The organism is Streptomyces dangxiongensis (assembly GCF_003675325.1).
Taxonomy (GTDB): domain Bacteria; phylum Actinomycetota; class Actinomycetes; order Streptomycetales; family Streptomycetaceae; genus Streptomyces; species Streptomyces dangxiongensis.
In genome coordinates, this window is record NZ_CP033073.1 from 964,143 (window position 1) to 984,081 (window position 19,939).

Annotated in this window: 16 protein-coding genes; 3 read left to right on the plus strand and 13 right to left on the minus strand. The window is 74.0% G+C overall.

Annotated features, from left to right (window positions below):
- Positions 1–197: 197 nt before the first annotated feature.
- The 3 genes from D9753_RS04330 to D9753_RS04340 are packed head-to-tail and all read right to left on the minus strand — an operon-like array spanning position 198 to position 4,269.
- Positions 198–1,430, minus strand: a complete 1,233-nt coding sequence (locus D9753_RS04330; protein ID WP_121785786.1) for an NAD(P)/FAD-dependent oxidoreductase — start codon at positions 1,428–1,430, stop codon at positions 198–200.
- Entirely contained in the window at positions 1,427–2,842 is a 1,416-nt protein-coding gene (locus D9753_RS04335) for an FAD-dependent oxidoreductase (RefSeq protein ID WP_121785787.1), read from the minus strand. The genes D9753_RS04330 and D9753_RS04335 overlap by 4 nt, the downstream gene beginning before the upstream one ends.
- Positions 2,839–4,269 (minus strand): FGGY family carbohydrate kinase, encoded by a 1,431-nt coding sequence (locus D9753_RS04340; RefSeq protein ID WP_121785788.1) that lies wholly within the window; start codon positions 4,267–4,269, stop codon positions 2,839–2,841. The genes D9753_RS04335 and D9753_RS04340 overlap by 4 nt, the downstream gene beginning before the upstream one ends.
- 253 nt (positions 4,270–4,522) lie before the next feature.
- Here D9753_RS04340 and D9753_RS04345 point away from each other — a divergent pair, with 253 nt between their 5' ends.
- The 3 genes from D9753_RS04345 (at position 4,523) to D9753_RS04355 (ending at position 8,472) form a co-directional block, all read left to right on the plus strand.
- Complete coding sequence (locus D9753_RS04345; RefSeq protein WP_205614052.1) at positions 4,523–5,500, plus strand: hypothetical protein; 978 nt, start codon at positions 4,523–4,525, stop codon at positions 5,498–5,500.
- 153 nt (positions 5,501–5,653) lie between these two features.
- Complete coding sequence (locus D9753_RS04350) at positions 5,654–7,192, plus strand: amino acid permease (RefSeq protein WP_121785790.1); 1,539 nt, start codon at positions 5,654–5,656, stop codon at positions 7,190–7,192.
- A 188-nt stretch (positions 7,193–7,380) separates the two neighbouring features.
- Positions 7,381–8,472 carry a mechanosensitive ion channel family protein gene (locus D9753_RS04355; protein ID WP_121785791.1) on the plus strand — a complete coding sequence of 364 codons (1,092 nt, stop codon included), beginning with the start codon at positions 7,381–7,383 and terminating at the stop codon, positions 8,470–8,472.
- A 43-nt stretch (positions 8,473–8,515) separates the two neighbouring features.
- On the opposite strand, the gene D9753_RS04360 is transcribed toward D9753_RS04355, so the two are convergent.
- The 10 genes from D9753_RS04360 to D9753_RS04405 all read right to left on the minus strand — a co-directional run bounded on the left by D9753_RS04360 (position 8,516) and on the right by D9753_RS04405 (position 19,787).
- On the minus strand, positions 8,516–9,943 hold the full coding sequence (locus D9753_RS04360; protein WP_276209416.1) for an MFS transporter: 1,428 nt from the start codon (positions 9,941–9,943) through the stop codon (positions 8,516–8,518).
- Entirely contained in the window at positions 9,936–11,846 is a 1,911-nt protein-coding gene (locus D9753_RS04365) for a glycoside hydrolase family 15 protein (RefSeq protein ID WP_121785792.1), read from the minus strand. The genes D9753_RS04360 and D9753_RS04365 overlap by 8 nt, the downstream gene beginning before the upstream one ends.
- 21 nt (positions 11,847–11,867) lie before the next feature.
- Complete coding sequence (locus D9753_RS04370) at positions 11,868–12,299, minus strand: DUF7144 family membrane protein (RefSeq protein WP_121785793.1); 432 nt, start codon at positions 12,297–12,299, stop codon at positions 11,868–11,870.
- Positions 12,300–12,332: 33 nt separating this feature from the next.
- Positions 12,333–12,803, minus strand: coding sequence for an SHOCT domain-containing protein (locus tag D9753_RS04375; protein WP_121785794.1), 471 nt, complete (start codon positions 12,801–12,803; stop codon positions 12,333–12,335).
- 122 nt (positions 12,804–12,925) lie between these two features.
- Positions 12,926–13,576, minus strand: coding sequence for an HdeD family acid-resistance protein (locus tag D9753_RS04380; RefSeq protein WP_121785795.1), 651 nt, complete (start codon positions 13,574–13,576; stop codon positions 12,926–12,928).
- Positions 13,577–13,750: 174 nt separating this feature from the next.
- On the minus strand, positions 13,751–13,948 hold the full coding sequence (locus D9753_RS04385) for a hypothetical protein (RefSeq protein WP_121785796.1): 198 nt from the start codon (positions 13,946–13,948) through the stop codon (positions 13,751–13,753).
- Positions 13,949–14,074: 126 nt separating this feature from the next.
- On the minus strand, positions 14,075–14,593 hold the full coding sequence (locus tag D9753_RS04390; RefSeq protein WP_121785797.1) for a hypothetical protein: 519 nt from the start codon (positions 14,591–14,593) through the stop codon (positions 14,075–14,077).
- Between the two features lie 152 nt (positions 14,594–14,745).
- Positions 14,746–17,418 (minus strand): LuxR C-terminal-related transcriptional regulator, encoded by a 2,673-nt coding sequence (locus D9753_RS04395; protein WP_121785798.1) that lies wholly within the window; start codon positions 17,416–17,418, stop codon positions 14,746–14,748.
- A 185-nt stretch (positions 17,419–17,603) separates the two neighbouring features.
- Entirely contained in the window at positions 17,604–19,001 is a 1,398-nt protein-coding gene (locus D9753_RS04400; protein ID WP_240468037.1) for a hypothetical protein, read from the minus strand.
- A gap of 114 nt (positions 19,002–19,115) precedes the next feature.
- Positions 19,116–19,787 (minus strand): ribonuclease BN, encoded by a 672-nt coding sequence (locus tag D9753_RS04405; RefSeq protein WP_240468038.1) that lies wholly within the window; start codon positions 19,785–19,787, stop codon positions 19,116–19,118.
- Between the last annotated feature and the right edge of the window lie 152 nt (positions 19,788–19,939).

The following is a 19,939-nucleotide window of genomic DNA, read 5'->3' on the forward strand; positions in this document are numbered from 1 at the left end:
GCCCCCACCGGCGCGGGAGCGGGGCCGGGGCGGCACGGGTCGTCCGCGGGCCAGGAGGCCAACCGGGTCGCGGCACGTTGCCCCAAGCGCGAACCGGGCGCCCCCGGGGCGGGCACGGGCCGTTTCCGGACTCGGGAGACCGCCGCTCCCCCACCGGCACCGGGCCGCGGCGCCGGTCGTTCGGCTCGGGAGGTCGCTCAGGCCGTGCTCACCCGTACCTCTCCGCCCTCGGGGTCGACCCGGTCGTGCCAGTGGCCGGTGAGGGCCAGGGGGCGGTGAGGGGGGACGGTGCCGGGGCCGCGGCGTTCGCGGTGCAGCAGGCGGCCGTCCTGGTGGACGAGGAGGACCGGTCGCGTCAGCGCGGTGCCGGTGCGCAGCACGTGGCGGGTGGGGCGGGCGCCCGGTGTGACGCGGTTGGGGGCGATCCAGCGCAGCGGCGCCTCGACGGTGACGGGTACGCCCGGGTCCGGCCAGGGCGCGCCGGCGAGGAGGTCCAGGACGGCGCCGGCGGCCCGGGCGCCCTCGCGGGCCGCGGTGCCGGCGGGTTCCACGGCGTGCAGGACGTTGCCGGCGGCGAGGACGCCGGGCCGCGAGGTGTGCAGGGAGCCGCCGACGGCGGGGCCGCGGGTGCCGGGGTCGAGGGTGAGGCCGCCGCGCCGGGCGAGTTCGTGGTCGGGGACGAAGTCTCCGGTGAACACGACGGTGTCGCAGGGCAGTACGGCCGTACGGCCGTCCCGGTGGCGGACGCGGACGCCGGACAGCCGCCCGTGGCCGAGGAGTTCGGCGACCGTGGTGCCGGTGAGCAGCGGGATGCCGTGGAGCAGCCGGGCCGCCTCGGCGCGGGCGCGGCCGGTCCGGGCGCGCGGGTGTTCCGTGACCAGGGCGACGACCTCGGTGCCTGCCGTGCGCAGGGTGCCGACGGCCGCGTACGAGACGTCCTCGGCGCCGACGACGACCGCGCGGCTGCCGATGCGCTGACCGAACAGGTGCACGGACTGCTGGAGTTCGCCGGTGGTGTAGACGCCGGCGGGCCGGGTGCCGGGCACCAGCCGGGCGGGGCGCGGGCGTTCGCGGGCGCCGGTGGCGAGGACGACCGCCCGTGCCTCGATGATCTCGGGCCCGCCGGGACCGACGGCATGGAGCACCGGCCCCTCGGTCGCCCAGTCCAGCGCGGTCGTCCGGGTGCGGACGGTGGCGCCGGTCCGTTCGGCGGCCTCGGTGAGCAGGCGGGCGTAGCGGGGGCCGGTCAGCGGCCGCGTCCAGGTGCCGAAGCCGCCGTGCGCGCAGTGCCGGGGGACTCCGCCGGGCGACGCCTCGCGTTCCAGCACCTCCACGCGTCCGGCACCGGCCACGGCCAGCCGCGCGGCGGCGGCGAGCCCGGCGGGGCCGGCTCCGACGACGAGGACGTCGACGCGGCGCGTTGCCGTCATGGCCCGTTCCTTCCGTCCGGCCCCCGCTCGAACAGCTCGCGCACCGCCGCCCCGCAGTAGAAGCCCTGGCAGCGGCCCGCCCGGGCCCGGGTGCGGCGGCGCAGGCCTTCCAGGCTGCGGGGCGGGACCGGCCCGGCGAGGGCGTCGCGGATCTCCCCGCGGGAGACGCGCTCGCAGTGGCAGACGAGGATGCCGTACTCGGGGTCCTCGGCGATGAGGTCGGCCCGCTGGTAGGGGCGCGGGAAGGCCTCGCCGAGCTGGGGCATGACGACCGCGTCCGGTTCGCGTACCGGGCCGGGGTCGAGGCCGGCGTCGGTCAGCAGGCCGGTGACGTGGGCGGCGATGGCCAGGGACGCGGTGAGGCCGGTGGAGCGGATGCCGCCGACGGTGACGTAGGCCTGCCCGGGGTGGGCGGTGATGCGGTAGTCCTCGTGCTCGGTGGCCGCGCGCAGTCCGGCGTAGACGGCGGTGACCTCCTCGTCGAGCAGGGCGGGCAGGATGCGCCGGCCCTGGTCGCGCAGCCCGGCGAGCCCGTCGGCGGTGGAGCCGGTGGCCTGTCTGTCGGGCAGGTTCTCGGCGGTGGGGCCGAGGAGGACGTTGCCGTGGACGGTGGGGGTGACGAGGACGCCCTTGCCGAGGGCGGTCGGCACGGGCAGCAGGATGTGCCGGACGAGGGGGCGGGCGAGCTTGTCGAACACCAGGAGCTGGCCGCGGCGCGGGGTGACGGTGAAGTCCTGGTGGCCGAGCCGGCGGTCGAGGGTGTCGGCGTGCAGTCCGGCCGCGTTGACCAGGTGGCGGGCGCGCAGGGTGCCCCGGGTGGTGGTCAGCCGGTGCCCGTCCGCCCACCGCGCGTCCCGTACGGCGGTGTTGAGGTGCAGGTCGACTCCGGCGCGGACCGCCTGGGTGGCGTAGGCGAGGGTGGTCGTCCAGGGGCAGATGACGCTCTCGCCGGGGACGTGCAGGGCGCCGAGCGCGCCGGGGCCGAGGCGGGGTTCGCGGGCGTACAGCTCACCGGGACCCAGCAGCGCGGTGCCGGGGCAGGCGTTGCGCTCGGCCTTCGCGGCGAGCCGGGGCAGCGCGGCGAGCTGCTCCTCGTCCCAGGCGACCAGCAGCGCGCCGACCCGTTCGACGGGGATGTCGGTCTCGGCGGCGTAGGCGCCGAGCCGCTCGTAGCCCTCGCGGACCAGGCGGGCCTCCAGAGTGCCGGGGGTCGCGTCGAAACCGGTGTGCAGGATCGCGGTGTTCGCCTTGGAGGTGCCCTGGCCGACGTCGTCCTGGGCCTCGACGAGGGCGACGCTCAGGCGGGGGTGGCGGGCGAGTTCGCGGGCGATGGCGCAGCCGACGACGCCGGCGCCGACGATCGCCACGTCGTACGCCGTCGAGGGCAGCGGGCCGTCCGCGGTGACGGTCATGGGCCGAGGAGGGCGGCGACGGCGGTACGGAAGCGGGCGCGGTGTTCGGCGGCCCGGTCGGCCGGGATGCGGGGCTCGTACACGGTGGCGGGTTTCCAGTCGGGCAGGGCGTCCTCGACGCTCAGTGCGGGGTCGACGCCGAGGCGGGCGAGGGCGGCGGCGCCGAGCGCGGTGGCGTCGGGCAGCGCGGACACCTCGACGGGGCGTTGCAGCAGGTCGGCCTGGGTCTGCATGAGGAGCGCGGAGCGGGTCAGGCCGCCGTCGACGCGGAGGGTGTCCAGCGGGGTGCCGAGGTCGGTGGCGGCGGCCTCGGCGAGTTCGGCGACCTGGGCGGCGATGCCCTCGCACAGGGCGCGCACCAGGTGTCCGGGGGTGGTGTCGAGGGCGAGGCCGGTGAGCGAGCCGCGCAGGTCGCCGCGCCACCAGGGGGCGGCGAGTCCGGCGAGCGCGGGGACGAAGGTGACCCCGCCGCTGTCCGGGACGGTGCCGCCGACCGGGTCGAGGTCGGCCGCGCCGGAGAGGACGCCGAGGTCGGTCAGCCAGCGGACGGCGGAGGCGGCCGTGTACACCTGGCCGTCCAGGCAGTAGCTGGTGTGTCCGGCGAGCCGCCAGGCCACGCAGTTGACCAGGCCGGAGGCGCCGCGCCGGGGGCGGTCGCCGGTGTGGGCGAGGAGGAACGCGCCGGTGCCGTAGGTGCATTTGGCGGCGCCGGGACCGGTGACGCGCTGGGCGAGCAGGGCGGCCTGCTGGTCGACGGCGAGGCCGGTCAGCGGGATCTCGGGCCCGAACGCCCGTGTCGTGCCGACCGGTTGCGCGGCGTCGGTCACCTCGGGCAGGCGTTCACCGGCCAGCCCGTACAGGTCGAGGGCGCGCGGGGACCAGGTGGCGCTGTCCAGATCCAGTAGCTGGGTACGGCCGGCGGTGGCGGCGTCGGTGACGAAGGCGCCGGTGAGACGGTGGACCAGCCAGGCGTCGGAGGTGGTGACGACGCCCTCACGGGTGAGGTGACGGCGGATCCAGGCCATTTTGGGCGCGGCGAAGTACGGGTCGAGGGGCAGGCCGGTCAGCCGCCGCAGCTCGTCCGCGTGCGCGGCCAGCCCGGCGCAGACGGTCTCGGCGCGCCGGTCCTGCCACACCAGGGCGTCGGTGAGCGGGCGGCCGGTGGCGGGGTCCCAGGCGAGGACGGTCTCGCCCTGGTTGGCGAGGCCGAGCGCGACGACGTCCTCGCCGGCCTCGGCGAGCGCGCGGCGGCCGGCGTCGACCACCGAGTCGTACAGCCCGGCCGGGTCGACCTCGACCAGGCCACCGGGCAGGTAGCGGGGGCGGACCTCGGCGAACCCGGTGCCGAGGACGCCGCGCTCGGGGCAGACGACGAGCGCCTTGGTGCCGGACGTGCCCTGGTCGACGGCGAGCACCGGACCTGTCATCGCCCGCCCTCCGCCGCGGCACTGAAGATCACCACGTCAGCCTGCCGTCGCACGGGGTCCGGCGTCAAGGGCTTACGGATTCGGCCAACTGATCTGTTCGATGGTTGAGTTGGCAATAATGGTTCGGCGGGAACCTACGCCTCTATAGTGACCGCCGACCACACGCGAGATCTTCATGACCGCCCAGGGGAGGGCTGTTGCTACGTCACCCCGCCACCACGCCCGTGCGCCAGTGGCAAGGGGCCGGCGGCTGATGGCCAGAGACGGAGTCCGCCCCTCCTACGATCCCGCCGGCCCCGACCAGGCGCTGCGCGCCGCCCTGCAGGACCTGCGCACCGGCCGCTGGATGGCCATGCGTGCCCTGCTCGCGGACACCACACAGTGGTGGCGGTGGACCCAGCGCACCCAGATCCTCGCGGCGGCCGCGGCCGGCACCGACGTGGTGCGGGCCTGGCTCGCCGAGGAGCCGGGGAACGTGCACGCCGCGGTGATGCACGCCCGGGTCCTGGTGGAGCGGGCGCTGCGGGCCCGACGGGAACGGCACCGCCGTACCCACGAGTTGTGGATCGAGGCGTGGGACGCCGCCCAGTCCGCCACGGCCACCGCCCCGCGGGACCCCGTGCCCTGGGTGTGCCTGCTGGCACTGGCCCAGCTCGACCCGGAGCAGCGCTGGGAGGAGCACCGGGCCGCCGCGCCGGAGCCGATGCTGCCGCCGGGGCCCTGGGGGCTGCTGGCCGAGGCCGGCAGGCGCGACCCGGACAACCGCGAAGCCCACCACCGGATGCTGCAGTTCCTGTACGTGCGCGGCGGTTCGGGCCGGCTGGCGGAGGCCGCCGGGTACGCGCAGTGGGCCGCCGGGCAGGCTCCGCCCGGTGCCGCGGCGCATCTGCTGCCGCTGTACGTCCGGGTCGAGCGCTACCGCCGGGACAGCGGCCACGACGCGGCGCTGGACCTGCATTGGGTGGGGGACGAGGCGGCCCGCGAGGCGCGGCGCGGCCTGCACTCGTGGTTCGAGAACACCCAGCGCGCCGAACGCTCGCTGTCCGATCTCAACCATCTGGCGCACGCCCTGTGGGGCTCGCTCCAGTTCTCGGACGCATCGCGGGTGTTCGAGGCGATCGGGCCGTACTTCACACCCCCGCCCTGGATGTACCGCACCCCGGACCGGGAGCGGGCCGTGGAGATCTTCGTCCAGGCCCGGGACCGCTGCCGGGCCGCCGCGGACGGCTGACGCCCCTGACCGACCCGGCACCACCGGCCCCCACGCCACCCCGCACCACCCGGCGGCTCCCCGCACCACCCCGGAACTCCCCGCACCAGGAAATCCCCGCTCGCCCCCTGAACGTGCCCTGTTCGACAACCCGTTGATCCCGGAGGTCCCCGCGTGTCCCCCACCCCCGATCCCTCGTCCGCCCCCGCCACGGGCCTGCCGCAGCAGGACGAGGAACAGCGCCTGCGTGAACTCGGCTACCGGCCGGTGCTGGCCCGCCGCATGGGCGGTTTCGGCAACTTCGCGATCAGCTTCTCGGTGATCTCGATCCTGTCGGGCTGCATGACCCTGTACGGCTTCGGCCTGAACACCGGCGGCCCCGCCGTGATGCTGTGGGGCTGGGCCGGCGTCGGCGTGTTCGTGCTGTGCGTCGGGCTCGCGCTCGCCGAGGTCACCAGCGCCTACCCGACCTCCGGCGCCCTGTACTACATGGCCGACCGGCTCGGCGGCCGGCGCTGGGGCTGGTACACAGGCTGGCTGAACCTGCTGGGGCTGCTCGGCGCGATCGCGGGCATCGACTACGGCGCCGCCCTGTTCACCGGCGCGTTCGCCAACCTCCAGTGGGGCTTCGAGCCGACGCCCGGCAGGACCATGCTGATCTTCTGCGCGATCCTGCTGCTGCACGCGGTGCTGAACCTGTTCGGGGTCCGCCTGGTCAGCGTGCTCAACTCGGTCAGCGTGTGGTGGCACCTGGCGGGTGTCGCGCTGATCGTCGGCGCGCTGGCGATCTTCCCCGACCACCACCGGTCGCCGTCCTTCGTGTTCACGAAGTTCGTCAACGAGACCGGCTGGCACAACCCGCTGTACGTCGCGGCGATCGGCCTGCTGCTCGCGCAGTACACCTTCTCCGGCTACGACGCCTCCGCCCACCTGTCGGAGGAGACCTCGCACGCCTCGGTGGCCGCCTCCCGCGGCATCGTCCGGGCGATCTGGGTCTCCTGGCTCGCCGGCTTCGTCCTGCTGGCCGGACTCTCCTTCGCCATCCAGGACTACGACGCCACGCGCACCACCGACACCGGTGTGCCGCCGGCCCGGATCCTGCTCGACGGCCTCGGCACCGGCGGCGCCAGCGCGCTGCTGCTCGTCGTGATCGTCGCCCAGTTGTTCTGCGGGAACGCCGAGGTCGCCGCGGCCAGCCGGATGGTGTTCGCGTTCAGCCGGGACGGGGCGCTGCCCGGTTCGCACCTGTGGCGCAAGGTGAGCGACCGCACCCAGACCCCGGTCGCCGCCGTCTGGCTCTCCGTCACCGTGGCCTTCGTCCTGGCCCTGCCGTCGCTGTACTCGGCGACGGCGTACAACGCGGTGACCGCCATCAACGTCATCGGCATCACCCCGGCCTACGCGATCCCCGTCTACCTGCGGCTGCGCGCGGGCGACCGCTTCCAGCGGGGGCCGTGGCACCTGGGCCGCTGGAGCAGACCGGTCGGCTGGGTGGCGGTCGTGTGGGTGGCGTGCGTGACGGTGCTGTTCTGCCTGCCGCAGTCGTCCCCGGTGAACGTCGACACGATGAACTACGCGTCGGTGGCGCTCGCCGTGGTCCTGGTCCTCGCCAGCGTCTGGTGGTACGTCGCCCGCCGGTCGTACGGCACGCCCACGACGGCCGCCTACGGCAGCGACCGCGATCAGGCCGACCTGGCCGAGGGCATCGTCTGAGCCGGCTGTCCGGTGAGCGCCGGTCCCGGTACGGGCGCGCGTACCGGATACGGCAGGATGAACGAACGCGCCGGTCACCGGAGTTCCGGGGCCGGCGCGGTCGCACATCCCGGACATCGAGCAGGTGACAACGTGACGCAACTTCCCCGCAGGCCCTCCGCAGCGCTCCCGTGCCCGGGAGGTGACCGGTGAACCGCACGCCGACCCTGGACGACCTCGTCCTCGCCGGTATCGCCCTGGGGGCGGGCCTGCTGCTCGCCTTCCTGTCGCGCACCCTGCTGCACTGGCTCGGGGGGCACGCCAAGCGGACCCGCTGGAGCGGGGACGACGTCATCGTGGACGCGCTGCGCTCGGTCGTCCCGTGGGCGGCGATCGCGGGCGGCGCGGCGGCGGCAGCGGCCGTGCTGCCGCTCACCGGAGTCGTCCAGCACCACGCCGACCAGACGCTCCAGGTCTGGCTGATCGCCGTGGTGACGTTCTCCGCGGCCCGGGTCATCGCCGGCCTGGTCCGTACGGTCACCCAGTCCCGCTCGGGCGTGGCGGGCTCGGCGACGATCTTCGTCAACATCACCCGGGTGCTGGTCCTGGCGATCGGTTTCCTGATCGTCCTGCAGACCCTCGGCATCTCGATAGCGCCCCTGCTCACCGCCCTGGGCGTGGGCGGTCTCGCCGTGGCCCTGGCCCTGCAGGACACCCTCGCCAACCTCTTCGCGGGCGTCCACATCCTCGCCTCCAGGACCGTCCAGCCGGGCGACTACATCCGGCTGAGCAGCGGCGAGGAGGGCTACGTCGTCGACATCAACTGGCGTCAGACGACGGTCCGCCAGCTCTCCAACAACCTGGTGGTCATCCCCAACGGCCAGCTCGCCAAGGCCAACATGACCAACTACACCCGTCCCGAGCAGGAACTGACCGTGCTGGTGCAGGTCGGCGTGGGCTACGACTCCGACCTGGAGCACGTCGAGCGGGTGACCGCGGAGGTGGTCGCGGAGGTCATGACGGACGTCACGGGCGCCGTCCCCGACCACGAACCCGCCATCCGCTTCCACACCTTCGGCGACTCGCGGATCGGCTTCACGGTGATCCTCGGCGTGGGCGAGTTCAGCGACCAGTACCGGGTCAAGCACGAGTTCATCAAGCGCCTGCACCGCCGCTACCGCGAGGAGGGCATCCGCATCCCGGCTCCCACCCGCACGGTGGCCCTCCAGCAGGGCTCGGTGGTCATCCCGCAGCAGCGCAGCGGGGAGGAGACGACCCCGGAGTCCGCCCGGACCGAGTAGCACCGGTTCAGGGCGGAACTCCGGCGCCGCCTCCCGTACGGCACTACGTCCGGGTCCCCGGTGCGGTGGCCGGGGTGTCGCCGGCCCGGGACGGGGCCGGGGTCCGCGGGAGCAGGGCGCCCGCGGCGAGGCCGCCCAGACCGATCACGGCGAGCGTGATCATGGCGACGGCGTACGCGCCCTTGGTGAGTCCGGCGACGAGGATGGTCCCGGCGATCGCCGTGCCGAAGGACGAGCCGAGGTTGGACACGCTGCGGGACAGGCCGGAGATCTCGCCCTGCCGCTCCTCCGGGAAGCTCGACTGGACGACGTTCACCGACGGCGTCAGCATCAGGCCCAGGCCGAGTCCGACGAGGAGCAGTCCGGGAACGAACGCCCAGGCCGTGGAGAAGCTGGCGGCCAGGCCGACCAGTACCCCCACGCCCGCGACGGCGACCACGAACCCGCTCGTGATCAGCGCCCGCTGGGACCGCCGCCGGGCCAGCGCCGCGGCGGACAGCGACGTCACGAGCAGGCCGAGCGTGGCCGCCGTGAAGATCACGCCGGTCTGGATGGCGTCGTAGCCGCGGACCACCTGGAGGTAGGCGGCCACCGTGAACGATGTGCCCATGAGCAGCAGCCACTGCACGTTCTGCGTGATCAGTCCGAGGTTGGAGGTGCGATTGCGGAACAGGCCGAGCGACAGCAGCGGTTCCCTGCCGGCCCGCTCCTTGGCGCGCGACGAGCGGAGGAACCAGCCGAGGACGAGGACGCCGAGGACGATCAGGCCGATCATCAGCCAGATGTTGTTGTCCGCCGCCAGGATGCCCATGACGACCAGGATCAGGCCCGCCGCGGACAGGACCGCCCCCGAGGTGTCGAAGGAACGGCCGGGGTCCGGCGGCAGCGGGTCCTCGATACGGCGGCTCAGCCAGACGATCACCGCGATGACGAGCGCTTGGAACACGAAGGCCGCGCGCCAGCTTATGCCGGTGGTGATGAGCCCGCCGATCAGCGGTCCCGCCGCGGCCCCGATGCCGCCGAGCGCCATGATGATGCCGAACGCGCGGGCGCGGGAGGTCAGGTCCGGGTAGAGCAGTGTGGTGAGGATGTAGACGGGCGGGATGAGCAGGGCGGTGCCGACGCCCTCCAGGACGGAGTTGCCGAGGATGAGGACACCGAGTCCCGGGGACGCCGCGCTCAGCAGCGCGCCGACGCCGTAGACCACGAGTCCGACGACGAAGCAGCGCTTGCGGCCGTAGCGGTCGGTGAGTTTGCCGCCGGGGATCATCAGCGCGGCCATGACCAGCAGGAAGACCGTGATGGCCACTTGGACGCCCTGGACGGTGGTGTCGAGGTCCTCGCTGATGTCGTTGATCATCACGTTCATGTTGGAGCCGGCGAAGCTGCAGATGAACTGGGCGAGGGCCAGCGCGGCGAGTATCCGCCGCTGCTCCGGCGGCGGCTGTGTCGGCCCGGCCCTGTCAGTCACCCGCGCTCTCCTTTCCCGTGGCCCCGTCGCGCGCCGTGAGGCCCTGGATGGCGGAATGCCGGGCAGTGTCGGTGCCGGCTCCGGTCGTGGCCTGGCCCAGTTCCTCGTCGAGGGCCATGGCCGCGGTGACCAGGGCGAGGTGCGTGAACGCCTGGGGGAAGTTGCCGAGTTGCTCCCCCGACGGGCCGATCTCCTCGGCGAACAGGCCGACGTGGTTGGCGTAGGTGAGCATCTTGTCGAAGGCGTACCGGGCCTGGTGGAGCCGGCCGCTGCGGGCGAGCGCCTCGACGTAGAAGAAGCTGCACAGGTTGAACGTGCCCTCGGAACCGCGCAGTCCGTCGGGCGAGGCCGCCGGGTCGTACCGGTAGACCAGGCTGTCGCTGACCAGCTCCCCGTCCATGGCGTCGAGGGTGCTGATCCAGTCGGGGTCCCTCGGCGAGAGGAAGCCGACCCGGGGCATCAGCAACAGCGAGGCGTCCAGGACGTCGGTGTCGAAGTGCTGGACGAAGGCCTGCCGCTTGTCGTGCCAGCCCCGCTCGATGATCTGCCGGAAGACGGTGTCCCGGACGGCCGTCCAGCGCGCGGTGTCGGCGGGGCGGGAGAACTGCGTGGCGGCCCGTATGCCCCGGTCGAACGCCACCCAGGTCATCAGCCGGCTGTAGGTGAAGTCCTGCCGGCCGCCCCGGGTCTCCCAGATGCCCTCGTCCGGCCGGTCCCAGTTGTCGGCCAGCCAGTCCAGTACGCCGCTCAGCGCCTTCCAGCCGCGCACCGCGCCGACGTCCCCGCCGACCATGAGGGCGTCCGAGGCCTCGCCGTAGATGTCCAACTGGAGCTGGTCGACGGCCGCGTTGCCCGCCCGTACCGGCCGTGACCCTTGGTAGCCCTCCAGGTGGTCGAGGATCTCCTCGCCCAGGTGGGGCTCACCGTCCACCCGGTACATGATCTGCAAAGGGTCGCCCGAGGCGGTGCCGCCGGCCTCGACACGGTCACGCAGCCAGCGCCGGAAGGCGTACGCCTCCGCCTCGAAACCCAGGTCGGTCAGGGCGCCCACGGACAGCGAACCGTCCCGTACCCAGGTGTAGCGGTAGTCCCAGTTGCGTTCGCCGCCGACCTGCTCGGGCAGTCCCATGGTGGCGGCGGCGATGGGCGCGCCCGTCGGCGCGTAGGTGAGCAGTTTGAGGGTGATGGCCGAACGGTTCACCATGTCCTGCCAGCGCCCGTGGTAGGTGCACGAGCGCAGCCAGGACAGCCAGTACAGGCGGCACTCCTCGACCTCCTGGGCGATTCCGGGCAGCGCCGGGGCGGCCGGAGCGGGTGCGCCGGCCGCCGCGCTGGTCAGCACGAAAGCGGCGGCCTGCCCGGCGCCGAGGGTGAACCGTGCAGTGACGTCGGCGCCGTCGGCCCGCAGCGGGGCCCCGGCGGTGGACTGGACGTGCAGGTCGGTGCCCGGTCCGCGCAGGACGGCCTGATGGTCGTCGGTGACGCCGAGCGTGTGCGGAACCCGCCCGTAGTCGAAGCGCGGCCTGCACATGAAGGTGAAGGGCAGGCTGCCCCGCACGACCCGGGCGATCCGGATCAGGCGGTGCCGGTCGGTGGGCGTCGGGGAGTCGACGGGGGGCATGAAGTCGGCTACCTCGCCGACACCCCCGGGCCCCATGAACCGGGTGATCAGGATCGCCGTGTCGGACAGGTAGAGCTGACGGACCGACACGTGGCCGTCGAGGCCGTCCACGGCGAGCCGGCAGTGTCCGCCGCGCTCGCTGTCCAGCAGCGAGGCGAAGACGCTGGGCGAGTCGAAGCGGGGGGTGCACCACCAGTCGACGGTGCCGCCGGACGACACCAGGGCCGCCGTCTGGAGGTCACCCACCAGCCCGTGCTCCGCGATGGGCGGATACCGGTCCATCGTCTCTCCTCCCGGTCCCCGCTACCGGCTCACGGCCGAGTCGTCGTCCTCGACCACGCACAGGGCCCAGATGATGAACCCGGAGAGCGCGATCAGCACGATCGACCACAGCGGGTAGTACGGCAGCGAGAGGAAGTTGGCGATGATGACCAGTCCGGCGATGACGATCCCGGACACGCGTGCCCATGTCGCCCGCCCCAGCAGGCCGAAGCCCACGATCACCGCGATCACGCCCAGGATCAGGTGGATCCAGCCCCAGCTCGTGAGGTTGAACTTGAAGACGTAGTTGGGCGTCGAGACGAAGACGTCGTCGTGGGCGATCGCCATGATGCCCCGGAACACGGCGAGCAGTCCGGCGATCGACAGCATGACCCCGGCGAAGGAGGTCAGGCCGCCCGCCCAAGCCTGCCTGGCGGAGCGGGTGTGGGCACCGGTGGGATGTGTCGCGGTCATGCTGTGTCCTCGATTCATTGCCGTGGGCGCCGCTCAGCGCCCGGAGACGGTGGATACGCTGTCGGGGCCACGGGCCGGTCCGGCGCCGCTCAGGACCAGCTCCTTGGCCCTGCGGAACTCGTCGTCGGTGATGTCACCGCGGGAGCGCATCTCGGACAGCTTGGTGAGTTCGTCGGCGTGGCTGGGCTGTGGCATGCCGGACTGCGCGGTCTGCCGTACGTAGGAGTCGACGGCCTCCTGCCGGGCGCGCGCGTCCGCAACCTCGCGCTCGCCCATGCCCCTGCCGCGGGCGATCAGGTAGACGAAGACACCCAGGAAGGGCAGCACGCAGACGAACAGCGTCCAGCCGGCCTTGGCCCAGCCGTTCAGGCCGTCGTCGCGGAAGATGTCGACGATGATCCGGAACAGCAGGACGAACCACAGGATCCACAGGAAGAACACCAGCATGGTCCAGAAGGCGCTCAGCAGTGGATAGTCGTACGCGAGATAGGTCTGCGCGCTCATGTCTCTCCTCCGTCCGGGGCGCCGGCACCTACGGTTCGCCGGGCCGGCTTCAGCCGCTTTCAGCGTGCACACGACGAGGGGGCCCGTCCTCACCCGGAGCGGGTGAGCGTGTCCGCGAGGGGTCAGGCGGTGGGGTCGTGCGCGCCCGGCAGCGTGCCGCCGCTCCTGCGCAGCGCGGCCCGCCAGGCGAAGGCGATACCCAGCTCGACCAGGCCCAGCAGCACGAGCCACAGACCGAGCAGGCGGGTCAGCGCGCGGGCCGACTCGGCGGGCAGCGCCAGCACCACGATCCCGGCGACGATGCCGAGCAGCGCGGCACCCAGGACCACGCCCCGGTGCGGCAGCTCCCTGACGGCGATCGCCGTGTAGAGCGTGAGGACACCGGACGCCAGCCAGACGAGTCCGACGATCAGCGACAGGGCGGCGACGGTCTGCATCGGGTTGCGCAGGCAGAGCACGCCGGCCAGGACGTACAGCACCGCGGCCAGCAGTCCGGGCAGCCGTTCCCCGTGCTCCTCCCGCGCGAACGCCGTCACGAACCGGAACGCGCCGTTGAGCAGCAGGCACAGGCCGAGGATCACCGCCAGGACGTGCAGCGTCTCGTCCGGCCAGCCGAGGATCAGCACGCCCGGCACGAGCGTGACGACCGCCGCTCCCAGGGTCCAGGTCCAGGAGCGGGCGATCACCGTCATGGTCTCGGTGGGGCCGGTGGCCGTCCCGTCGGACAGATACGAATGTCCAGTCCGCGGCGCCTGTCCACGCGACTCGGTCATGGCTCCTCCTCGCATGTCCCTGACCGGGCCGCCCCCGGATCCCCGACAGGACGGCACACGGCCCCTCGGTTCAACAGCCTGGCCGAGGGGCCGGTGCGCCGGATCACCCACCGCGGGTGATCCTCGCGATCCCGTCCGGGCCGGTTCGGGCGGTGGGCCGGGCCGTGGCGGTGCTCACTCCGGCAGTTGCCGCATCTCCACGACCCGCAGTCCGAGCGACCGGCAGCGGTTGAGCAGCCCGTAGAGGTGTGCCTCGTCGATGACGTGACCGAACAGGACCGTCTGCCCGGACATCAGCACCCGCTCGAGCTCCGGGAAGGCCTGGGCCAGGGTCTCCGACATGTGTCCGTCGACACGTATCTCGTAGCGCATGGGCCTTCTCCCGCCGCCGGCCTGTCGCGGTCTCCTCGCGATCCTTCTCCGCCCGGCCGCGCGGGACCTCACCCGGCGCAGGTGACCCGCCGCCCGGCACCGGCGCACCGGACCGGTGCCGTGCGATCAGTGCGTGATCGCGATCTTGAACGAGATGATCGCCAGGCCGAGCAGCAGATTGACCGCGGCGGTGCCCGCCACCAGACGCCAGGACGCTCCCGCCTGCCGCGCGCCGACCGCGGACCAGCCCACCTGACCGGTCACGGCCACCGCGACCGCCAGCCAGCCCGCGCCCTGCACGCCCAGGCCCAGCAGCGGGCTGACGGCCACCGCGACGGCCGGCGGGACGGCCGCCTCCACGATCGGCCACTCCTCGCGGCACACCCGCAGCACGGTCGGCCGGTCCAGCGAGCGTTGCGCGAGGCGGGCCCCGAACAGGTGGGCGTGGATGTGCCCGACCCAGAAGACCAGTCCGGTGACCAGCAGCAGGAGCACCAGTTCCAGCCGGGGGAACTCACCGAGGCCGGAGGCGCCGATCACCACGGACGCGGCGAGCATCGACCCGTACACGGCGCCCGTGTAGTCGGCGTGGGAGCGGCGCAGGGTCCGGCGTTCCCGGGTCGTGGCCTGGTCGGTCGAGGACATCGCCGTCGCCTTTCGTCCGCATTGCGTCGCGCCGCCGCGCCGGCCGCGCGGGCCCGTCGGCCGCGGGCGGACCTGCCCGGCCACCGCCCTCATCGCAGCTCCGGCGCCCTGGACGCGCCTCACCCGTGACGGGCGAGCCGCCCGGCGGAGGGTCAGATCAGCCCGTGCTCGCGGGCACGGCGTACCGCGTCGGCGCGTCCGTTCACCCCGAGCTTGCGGTAGACGCTCTTGAGGTGGGTCTTCACCGTGTTGACGGAGACGTACAGATGGGCGGCGATCTCCTCCGTGGACATCAGGTCGGCCAGCCCGTCCACGACCTCGCGTTCGCGCGCGCTCAGCTCCTCCACGACGAGGGGCGGGGCGTACGCGGCCGGTCCCGGGCCGTCCGGCGGGCCGGAACCCTCCGGGGTGAGCCAGCCCGCGGCCAGCCCCTGGAGGGACGGTGAGTCCAGCAGGCGCCGGATACGGGGTCCGGCTTCGAGGAAGGGCCGCCGCAGCCGCTCTCGCCGGGCCTCCAGGAGCGCGTGGGCGAGCTGCTTGCGGGCGGTGGCGGTGTCCCCCGCCTCCTCGGCGTCCCTGGCGCGCACCAGCGCGGCCCGGACAGTCACGCGCGGGCCGGTACGGTCCCCGGGCCGCACGTCGTCGAGGAGGCCGATGGCCGCCTCGCGGTTCCCGGCGGCGAGCTGGGCCCAGGCGATGTCGGCCGCGTACGCGGGCTCACCGGCGCAGGAGACGTCGTCGAGGACCTTGACGGCGCTGTCCGGGCGGCCCTCGGCCAGATGGGCCGCGGAGGTGATCAGCGCCGTGCGGGCCTCCGCCCAGGGGGAGGCCGCGAGCGCCGGGACGGTGGGAACGGCCGCCGCCGCGGCGGCCACGGGCTCGTCCCGGGCCAGCAGCAGTCCCGCCGTCACGAGGGACCGGCTGGTGGCCGTCACCGGATCGCGCGGGTTTCCACAGTCGGCCGCCTCGTCCAGCAGGGTCTGGGCCCGCGCGAGTTCGCCGCGGTCCACGGCCACGGCCGCCAGCACCAGCCGGCCGAGGCCCGAGCCGGCGCAGCGCGGATGGTCCGCGCCGGACGTCTCCGTCTCGGTCAGGGCCGCCAGCGCGGTGCGCTCGGCCCGGCAGAGCCAGCCGTTCAGGTAGTCGATCAGCGCGAGCTGTCCGAGGGAGTCCTCCCGGGGCAGCGCGGTCGCCGCCCCGCCCGGGCCCGAGGCGACCTCGGACAGGGTGGCGCGCGCGTCGTCGAAACGGCCGGCCCACAGCCGGGCCGAGCCCAGGTGGGTCAGCAGGAAGGCGGTGAGTTCGGGGTGTTTCTCCAGCAGCCGGGCGGAGACCTCGCCCCGCAGCTCCTCGGCGGCCGCCACGGCCCGCTCGGCGGTGCCGGGTGAACCGGACAGCCGGGCCCCCAGGGTCCAGAGCAGCAGACAGCTCAGCCTGAGCGCGGCGTCGGGCGGCTGCGCGGCCAGTTGCTCCTCGGCCCGGCGCAGATGGGCCAGGCCGCGATCGACCTCGCGCTCGGACAGGTCGCGGGCGGCGCGCACCAGGTCCGCCGCCGCGCTCGTGGCCTCGGGCCCCATCGGTGAGAACAGCTCGGTGAGGTCGCCCGCGCGCACCCCGCCGAGAAGCTGGCCGATCGCCAGGTCGTCGACGAGAGCCTGGGCGGTGAAGTTCCAGTCGCCCGCGGCGGCGCCGTGCGCCAGCGCCTCGGGCAGGAAGCCGGCGGCCCGGAGCCACCGCGCGGCACGCCGGTGGAGCTCGGGTTCGAGACCGGGTGAGCGGGCCCGCAGATGGGCCCTGAGGATCTCCCCGAACAGCGGGTGCAGGCGGTACCAGGACTGTCCCAGGTCCTCCACGAACGCGTTCTGGCTGTGCAGTGCGGCGAGCACCGGCTCCGCACCGCCGCGGCCGGTCAGCTCCGCCACCAGAGCGGGGCAGAAGCGGTCCGTGATACTGACGCGCAGCAGAAGATCCTGCGTGCGTGCCGTCTGCCGCTTGAGCACCTCGGCGAGCAGGAAGTCGGCGATCGTGCTGCGGCCCGCCTCGAATTCCTTCAGGTACGCCTCGGGGTCCGGGCTCCGCTCGGCGGCCAGGGCGCTCAGGCGCAGCCCGGCGGCCCAGCCCCCGGTGCGCTCGACCAGGGCGCGGACGGCCTCCGGGGGGAGTCGTAGCCCGTGCAGTTCCACAAGCGCCGCGGCTTCGTCGGTGGTGAAGGCCAGCTCGGCGTCCCGGATCTCGGTGACGGCGCCGGCCGCCCGGTAGCGGTGCAGCGGCAGCAGCGGCTCGGTGCGGGTGACCAGTACCAGGCGCAGACCGGGCCCGGCGTGGCGCAGGACGAACTCCAGCTCTTCGGCGACCGGCCCCGAGGTCATCCGGTCGAAGTCGTCGAGCACGAGGACGACGGGGCGTTCGCGCCCGCTGAGGTCGTCGGCGAGGCGGACCAGCAGCCCGTGCTCCACGCGGCCGGCGTCCCCGGGGCTGCCGATGCCGGACGGGAGCGGTATGCCGGCGGCGCGCAGGGCCTGGAGCACGTAGGCCCAGAACATGCCGCAGCCCTGTTCCCCCGGTTCGCCCGTCAGCCAGGCGACCGGTTGGCCGAGCCTGGTGGCCCAGTCCGCGACCAGCAGGGTCTTGCCCGCGCCCGCCGAGCCGTCGACCATCGTCAGCGGGGTGTCGAAGGCCTGGTCGAGGTGTGCGGCGAGCCGTGGGCGGCGCAGGAAGGTGGCCGGCCTGGCCGGCACCGCGAACCGGGTCTGGAGGAACGGCTCGCCCAGCGGATCGACGTGGGCGACGGCCGGCGCCGTCGCGTTCTGCTGCCTCTCGGACACTGGGTCACCACCCGTCCGTCGGACCGTGGAGAGGACTCCACTCGATCAGCATCCCAGGCCCGGGGCCCCGGCGCAGTTCGCGCGGGACCTGCCTGGCCCTTGCACGGGTCCTCGGGCGGCGCGTGCCGGTCCCCCGCGCCGTGCGGGGGCAGCCCGGCGAGGCGTCCGTACGGCGGGTGCCGCTGTCAGTGCTCGTCCCGGGGCGGACGCGTCCGCCCGCGTCCCGCGGGGAGCTGGACGCGGGCGGTGGCCGCGAGCAGGGCGAGCAGCGCCAGGACCCCCAGGAGCACCAGGACCAGCAGCAGGACGGTGAGAACCGTCGGGTGGTTCCAGAGCGCGAAGACGAACGCGATGACCAGCAGGGCGGCCAGGGTGAGCCACCGGCGGTGGGCCAGGGTCCAGGAGCCGACTCCCCCGGTGCCGATGTGACGGGCCGCCGCCCAGCGCGCCGCGGAGTCCGCCGTGTGGTCGGACGCGCCGCGGATCGCCACCGGCAGCCGGCCGGGTCCGACGAGATAGGCGCCCAGGGCGATGACGACGCCCAGGACGACGGCCGTCCGCAGACTGACCCGCAGGAAGCGGAGCAGGGTGTCGAAGACGGCCGCGGCGGCGGCCTCGGACTGCACCTGGGACGGCAGGTGGTCGAGGTAGTAGCGGCGCGCCACGACCAGGGCGACGGCCACCACCAGGCAGGCGAGGGAGGCTCCCAGCGCGGTGCGCGCCAGGGCTCGGCGGCGCCGGCGGGCCAGGAGCACTCCGGCGGCGCCGAGGACCACGACGATCACCGGGAACCAGTTCCCGACGATGTCGAGGAGGTGTGCGGCCTTGCGGTACCTGGCGAGCTGGTCGGACTGGAAGAGCACGAACTCCTTGTTCACCTGCGGGATCTTGTCGGCGGCTTTCAGGCCCGCGTCGACCAGCTCCTTCTTGACCCGGTCGACGGCCGTCCCCACGTCCAGGCTGACCGTGCCGTCGCTGACTCCGACCGCGCCGCGGCCCTGGCCGGTCAGGGCGTGCACGACGGCGTTGTGGGCCGCGCGGTTGGCGGTGCGCCACACCGTGGCGAAGGCGTCGCTCTCGACGACCCGCGTGGTGATCTTGGTGACGGCCTGGTCGGCGGCGGAGTCGAGCTGCGGACCCAGCCCCCGGATCGCGTCGGCGGCGCGCGGCGGCAGGCCCTGGGACCGTAGCCAGGAGGCCATGTCCGCGGCGGCCTGCGCGCCGTTCACATGGGCGTCCACGGCTTCGCTGACGCGGTGGACCGCGGCGTTCTGCACGGCGGGGTCGGTGGCGAGGGGCGCGACGGTGGAGACGTAGCGGTCGGTGTCGAGCGCGATGTCGTGCACCCAGGTGGCCATGAGGGCGACCGGGACGAGCACGCAGGTGAGCACGAGGAGCAGGGCCGAGACCGCGCCGCGCGCCGTGCGGCCCGCGGCCCCGGCGCCCTTCCCACCGGGTGGCCGCGCCGCGCCTCCGGGAGCCGTGGCGGTGCGGTCCGTTGGGGTGCGGTCCGGTGGCGTGCGGTCCGGGTCCGGCGGGGTCCGGTCGGGGTCCGGCGGGCGCGGGTCGGTCGGCTCGGTCACGGGGCTCTCCGGCGCGGTAGGTGCCTGGACACGCCCCATTGCCTCAGCTCCGTACCCCGGGCGCACGCCGGGTGGACCGGACGGACGACGCCGGGTACGCCACGGGCGAGATCCTCAGGAGGCGGCCGGCCGGCGGTCACGCAGGGGTGTCGGGCTGTCCAGGCGGCGGGCCAGGAAGGGCTCCTGTGCCAGGACGGCGCCCGCGCTGACGCTGACGGCGGCCGCGACGCAGACCACGATCAGCCAGGAGAGCAGCACGAACACGGAACCGACGGACCCGTATTCGGCCATGGCGCGGTTCAGGGCGCGCGGCATGTACAGGCGCGCGGTGACCGTCAGCACGGTGAGGACCGTCGCCGTGATCACGGCGCCCGGCAGCAGGGGTTTCCAGCCGATGCGGCCGCCCAGCAGGAGATGCTGGGTCCACCACCACAGCCCCGCCTGGACGAGGAGTGTGAGGGGTACGCCCAGCCAGGCGCCGGCCCCGAACCCGTCCCGTACGGGTCCCTGGAGGATCAGGACACCGAGCCACAGGAAGAGCCAGGCCGGCCACCGCCAGGGGGCGACCCTGGTGCCGGCTCGGGGAATCTCCCACGCGCGTTTGCACAGGCGTTGCAGCGCCCGGCTGACCGCGGTGGCCGACAGCAGCACCATCAGCCCGCCCACGACGCCGGTGGCCTGCTGGAGGTCGCCCGTCGTGGGCTGGAGCACGTGCTCCAGCTCGCTGCTCGTCGCCCCGGTCAGCCCGAAGACCGCCTTCACGGAGCCGGCCAACTGGTGGCGCACCGCCGGCGGGGCGTAGGCCGACGACGAAGAGCAGCGGGACCGCGGTCAGGAAGCACTGCGCGGCCAGTCGGGTGGCGGAGTCGAAGATGTTCACGGACACCATGCGGTCCGCGAGGTGCGTGAGAACCGGCAGGCGGCTCTCCGCCCGCCGG